This window comes from Bacillus sp. P4_D3 (genome assembly GCF_056401855.1).
Genome location: NZ_JBFUIN010000217.1, coordinates 1 through 5384, shown reverse-complemented (window position 1 = coordinate 5384; position 5384 = coordinate 1). Strand labels below are relative to the sequence as shown.

Annotated in this window: 7 protein-coding genes; 1 reads left to right on the top strand and 6 read right to left on the bottom strand. The window is 30.8% G+C overall.

Annotated elements, in window-relative coordinates:
* Positions 1–298: 298 nt before the first annotated feature.
* Positions 299–754 (bottom strand): hypothetical protein, encoded by a 456-nt coding sequence (locus AC1DTM_RS17575; RefSeq protein WP_016103652.1) that lies wholly within the window; start codon positions 752–754, stop codon positions 299–301.
* 397 nt (positions 755–1151) lie between these two features.
* Here AC1DTM_RS17575 and AC1DTM_RS17570 point away from each other — a divergent pair, with 397 nt between their 5' ends.
* Positions 1152–1565 (top strand): YjdF family protein, encoded by a 414-nt coding sequence (locus tag AC1DTM_RS17570; protein ID WP_070128813.1) that lies wholly within the window; start codon positions 1152–1154, stop codon positions 1563–1565.
* 132 nt (positions 1566–1697) lie between these two features.
* On the opposite strand, the gene AC1DTM_RS17565 is transcribed toward AC1DTM_RS17570, so the two are convergent.
* The 5 genes from AC1DTM_RS17565 to AC1DTM_RS17545 all read right to left on the bottom strand — a co-directional run bounded on the left by AC1DTM_RS17565 (position 1698) and on the right by AC1DTM_RS17545 (position 5271).
* Positions 1698–1889 (bottom strand): hypothetical protein, encoded by a 192-nt coding sequence (locus AC1DTM_RS17565; protein WP_088099329.1) that lies wholly within the window; start codon positions 1887–1889, stop codon positions 1698–1700.
* A gap of 595 nt (positions 1890–2484) precedes the next feature.
* Positions 2485–3735 (bottom strand): MFS transporter, encoded by a 1251-nt coding sequence (locus AC1DTM_RS17560; RefSeq protein WP_088099328.1) that lies wholly within the window; start codon positions 3733–3735, stop codon positions 2485–2487.
* Positions 3736–3762: 27 nt separating this feature from the next.
* A complete protein-coding gene (locus tag AC1DTM_RS17555; RefSeq protein WP_088099327.1) occupies positions 3763–4356 on the bottom strand; it encodes an ArsR/SmtB family transcription factor in 594 nt (197 codons plus the stop codon).
* Positions 4357–4598: 242 nt separating this feature from the next.
* On the bottom strand, positions 4599–5072 hold the full coding sequence (locus AC1DTM_RS17550; RefSeq protein ID WP_133059512.1) for a DUF6773 family protein: 474 nt from the start codon (positions 5070–5072) through the stop codon (positions 4599–4601).
* Position 5073: 1 nt separating this feature from the next.
* Complete coding sequence (locus tag AC1DTM_RS17545) at positions 5074–5271, bottom strand: helix-turn-helix transcriptional regulator (protein WP_033714322.1); 198 nt, start codon at positions 5269–5271, stop codon at positions 5074–5076.
* Positions 5272–5384 lie beyond the last annotated feature (113 nt).

Here is a 5384-nt window from a genome sequence, read left to right as displayed (position 1 = left end):
ATATTATGTATCTAATCCATCCAATTCAAACTTCGCAACTTAATATTATAATTATAATATACAAACTGGAAATATCTATAAAATAAACCTTAAATTAACCTTAAATAATTAGATTGTTGTTATCATTTATGAAAGTAAACTTTTAGATATTAGTTTACTTTCAAATCCCCTTAATCATTGAATTTATCCCAATTCCCTTGATATCCTCAAAGTTAGCAAGAAAAGCATACATTCAAAACACTACAAATAAAGATGTCAGCAAACCCATGAACAAACAACTCAAAAATTAATATTTTTTTTAATCAATTTCCCTACAATGTATTAAAATTTCCGCTCCTGAATGTAGAATAATTTCATGTGAAAGATATTGCTCATTCAAAAGAATTATCTCATCATATCCCCATTCATCAATTCCTCTTTTTCCTTCACACACGATTTCATTCGAATTTACATACGTATTTGTTGTAATATCGTAATCAAACCTATATTTTTTCACACCATTCCAAATAAGAGTATACTCATCTCCATTAACATGCTTTATTCGTGCTTCTAATGAAGTTGGATCTAATTCTTCTACATCTTCACTAGAAGAGTTAGAATGATTAATAAGTTTAATATCAAAGATATGAGCATCATGAAATGAGTTATTAGAGAAGAAATCATAAGTATTTTTATTAACACGTGTATGTAAAGCTTTTAACTGTTTACTATAACCAATAAGATCCCAATGTTCATCCGAAACAAAATATTTCATCGTAGTAAATACTCCTTTTAAATTTAATAAATATAATATTCATGTTAATATTATATTTATTAAATATTAACACGGAGGATTAAAAATGAATAACCTAAAAAACTTCTTAGAAGAAAATCCATTCATTAAGTATTCTGTATATACAATATTGGGCGCAGGAATAATCAGAATAGGTTATGAGTTTGGCTATTTTATTTCCAGTAAGTTAACATAACACCACTTATCAGTAGTAAAAACCCCGAAATATTTACAAATTAAAATTTTGAAATATAATAAAATTAGAGTAAAAAAACACAGTTCGGTTGGTAGTCCGGACACAGTAGTACTAAAAACTATTGTCAGTAACCTTCCCCCCTGGGATGTCCATTACTCATGCTATATAAAAGGGGGATTCTCAATGACACTTACAATTTATTTTGATGGACAATTTTGGATTGGAATTGTAGAAATGTATGAAAATAACAAACTAAAGGTATGTAAACATACTTTTAGAACAGAACCTAAGGATAGTGAAATATTAGACTTTATTTTTCATGATATGATTCCATTACTAAATAATACATCAGGTATTAAAAACTCCAATGATAATAAAAAAACTAAAGCTATCAATCCTAAAAGATTAATAAGATTAACAGTAAAAGAATTAAAAAATCAAGGAGTTTCTAATAAATCTTTTGAAGCGTTGAGAATAGAATTAGAACAAAAAAAGAAAATGAAGCAAAGTATGACGCGTCAAAAAAAAGAAGAAATTAAAGAAAGAAAAAGACAAATTAAAATTCAAAAGCGAAAAGAAAAACATCGAGGAAAATAAAGAATCATCCGCTATATTTAGCGGATGATTCTTTATTTTCCCTTGAATAGTTACCATAATTTCCGTTATAGGAAGCGAATTTTTAATATTAGAGCAAACTCCTCCCCATTTGGAGAGAAGTACGATCCGTTCTTAATATTTTTTCTTTTTAAGTCGGTAAAGTCCTGTCAGACTAGCTCCTGCTGCAATGACAATCATAATAATAAAGATGCTTAGAGAAGCAACTTTATTTGGAATCAACTTAGCAAAGTTTGTCCAAAGTAATGCAATGGTTGCTAACCAGACTAATCCTATTAGACTAGTCCAACTCGTTTTTTTTGTCATATTTTACTCACCTCCTATTTCTTAATTGTATCATTTAAAATAAGCAATTTTCTTTGTATTTTTGTATGTATACCGTATTCATGTAAGGTTAACATAATGTCTTATTATCGGTAGCAAGGACAAGGAGGTTCCCTTACTCTCACAAGGGAACCTCCTTTTTTTGTTCTATGGATCTATGCATTTTTTTATACATTCCTAGCCTGGCGCGGTTTTATGGTTCTTGTTTGTTGTTGGATTAGCCGAAAAACTGTATAAAATCTTGCATACTCTTAGCGTGGTTTTTTTCCGAAATGCTGACGGTACCCCATCACCATCAAGCTAAGAAAAGCAAATACCCCAAAACGAAATTTTTATCTCTTGACAGTTATTTATGTGAATTCAGATTATTTTTTCGTTTTGGGGATCAACCTATATTTTAAGTGGATGGGCATGTATAGTGGGACCCTAATACCGAATAATATACTTATTTCCAATAAAAATAAGATACCTCTGTACACCCAATACGGAAAAAATTTTTAGTACATTTATAAATAGCATTGCTCCACCTGCTTAACCTGAACCAACATTTAATTTCTAGAAATACTGCACTGTTTAGTTAATTTGTATCACGTACAATTTTATATTTTGTTATGAAAAGAATGGATAAGATAGTTATGAGTAAGCCACAACATAGTAGAATGTTAGATATAGAAGTGCCAAATGTTAAGCATATAGATACAAAAGCATAAGATAGCGGAACTAAACCGTTCGAAGAGGCATTTACGAAACTCATAACTCTCCCTAGCTTATCTGTTTCACTGTTTTCTTGAATAATAGACACCAGTGGTACATTAATCATAGAAGACATGAAACCCATCATCACAAGTAAAAGGATTCCTTGCCATAAAACATACATTTGACCAAGGAGAGAAAGAAAAATACCAAGAAAAGAAATAAGTATTAGAATAGAAAGACCTCTATTTTTCCTAATATTTAAAAGCCCAATCAATAAAGCGCCTCCTAGCATTCCTCCTTGATAAGAGCTTTGTAAAAAACTGACCTCAACTGCCTTTCCATGTAATACCTCGCTCGCTAATAATGGAATTCCCATAAGTAAAGGGCCAAAGAAGAGGACGTTTATTGTCATTAAAATAAAAAGTATAGATTTTAAAAAAGGCATGTTCCATACATATTGAAAACCTTCTAATAGCTCTTGTCTGGTAGATGCTTGCTTAGAAGACGGTGAAGAATTTTTTTCTTTAATACATAAAGTGAAAGCGGATGTAATTAATAAAAAACAAGCAACGAAGAGAAATAAAACCGAGAAAGAACTAACTGTAATAATCCAGCCGCCTATCATTGGTCCGGCAAACATTGCAACTTGATTGGAAGTTTGAATAAAGGAATTAGATCGAGTTAACATCTCTTTTGGGACTAGAAGAGGAAGAAGAGACTGATTCGCTGGTGAAAAGAAAGCATCCAGAATTCCAAATAGTAGTGCAAAAAACAGTAACGACCATAAATTTAATAGATGTAAATGTAATAAAGTAATCATTACAAAAACCAGTAAAAAACGCGTGAAGCTAGAAACCAACATAATTTTTGAACGTTTAAAGCGATCTGCCCATACACCTCCAACAGTCATTAGGAGGACTCGCGGGATTAGAGTTACCATCATGACAATCCCAAGTGCTGATTCCTGACCTAAAGCTCGAATAACATACCATTGCTCTGCAAATAGGTAGGTTGAAAGAGCAAGAAAAGAAGAGGTACTAGATAACCAAAGAAATAAGAATGCACGATTTTTAAATAATGACATGCTTGTATACTTAGGTTGAACTTGTTGTGATATAAATGGCTCACTCAAAGAATATTCCTCCCCACAAATAATGAATTATAAATCTTCGTTAAAGAGCAGTTGATCAATTTCAAAACCTGTGATTGTAACATAAAAGTTTTTATTAGTATCAGTTTCTGTGGAAGCTGCTAAAGTTTCTTTAACAAGGTTTCTATACTGATTTAAAAACTTTATAAATTGTTCTTCTGTTAATGAGAATTCTGTTTGCATCGAGATACTTGGCCAATCTTCAACATGGGAAGATGTTAAATCGAATGAGGTATCTGGAGCAGTTAATATTCTTGTTTGTGCACGATGTAATACTTCTAAATAGGATTGTCTTGTTGCCTGTTGCGATTCAATGTAGTGAAGTAAGTGATTTGCAGGAATAAAACCACGCGAAACAGCCTGATAGTACTTTAAAATATTCCCTCCCTGTTCTTCTTTTTTTACTAATTGAATGATGTTGTGTTTTTCTAGTTCGCGGAGGTGATAGAGTATTTTTGCGCGAGAAAGATTTAAAAGCTGAGCAAGTTGATGACCTGTATATGGCTTTTCGACTAAGTATATAAGCATTTTTGTACGTAATGGATCGCTTATAACTTTTAATTGTTCATATGTTTCGATAATGGAAATGGCTTTTTGTTTCATTATGCATCATCCTTTTTTTAACCAGTTAAATTTATTTAACTCGATTGTATTACAATTTCAAATAAAAAGAAAGTTAATTTAGAAATTTCTAAATTAAAACAAAGACAGTAGGATTCCATGTAGAGGTCCAACCACACGTCCATCAACTTACAGAACAGGTTGCCCCTAAAACGAAAAAGAGATGGAGAAAACAATAAAAAAGCTTATCATTAAGTGCTAAAAGATAAGCTTTTTTTCTATACTTATTGAATTTTATTGGATTTATTCCATGCTAATTTAGTAATAAAATATTGAATACCAAACAAGATAGTAACAAGTAAAATGAACTTTAAACATACTAACATCCATCCAACAATGTCTTGAGGTAATTGATTATGATATGTAGTGTAGGCTACACCAGTAAAAGATAAAATAAGGGTATAAGATAATTTATCTTTTAATTTTTGTTTTAACTTTTCCTTGTTATCGATTTCTGGTTCGTAAACACCAGCTAAAATGGATCTAATAAAGAAGAATACCATATAACAGATAATGATACCAAGAGCTGTAGCCCATTCTAGAAACGGTCTTTGTAAGTATACGCCCCTTATTATTAAATCTATGAAGGCTAGCAATAAAACCACAATTCCAGATTGGGCCCAAATTTTCATTTCAATTTGCTGAATTCTTTCATCTGAATGTGTACTGAGTGAAAACCAATTTTTTAGTTTTTCCATTCTATTCTTCCTCCCAAAATAATTCATCTAAAGTTTTATCGAGTGATTTAGCTATATCAATGCAAAGCTTTAAAGATGGATTATATTTATTAAGTTCAATAAGACCAATGGTTTGTCGAGTAACATTTACAAGCACAGCTAATTCTTGTTGAGTTAGCCCCTTTTCTGTTCTTGCAATTTTTATTTTGCTTACTGACATTAAATACACCCCGTTTGTAAAGATAATCTTTATAATTCGCATCTTATATTCTATATATTAAATTATATACAGGATAAATGCAATATATATTTTGCATTAAGACGTATATAGAT

Bases quoted from the DNA above. Each gene is read 5' to 3' on its own strand.
- AC1DTM_RS17575 (WP_016103652.1), bottom strand. From the start codon at position 754: ATGAAATATTTTGTTTCGGATGAACATTGGGATCTTATTGGTTATAGT.
- AC1DTM_RS17570 (WP_070128813.1), top strand. From the start codon at position 1,152: ATGACACTTACAATTTATTTTGATGGACAATTTTGGATTGGAATTGTA.
- AC1DTM_RS17565 (WP_088099329.1), bottom strand. From the start codon at position 1,889: ATGACAAAAAAAACGAGTTGGACTAGTCTAATAGGATTAGTCTGGTTA.
- AC1DTM_RS17555 (WP_088099327.1), bottom strand. From the start codon at position 4,356: ATGAAACAAAAAGCCATTTCCATTATCGAAACATATGAACAATTAAAA.
- AC1DTM_RS17550 (WP_133059512.1), bottom strand. From the start codon at position 5,072: ATGGAAAAACTAAAAAATTGGTTTTCACTCAGTACACATTCAGATGAA.
- AC1DTM_RS17545 (WP_033714322.1), bottom strand. From the start codon at position 5,271: ATGTCAGTAAGCAAAATAAAAATTGCAAGAACAGAAAAGGGGCTAACT.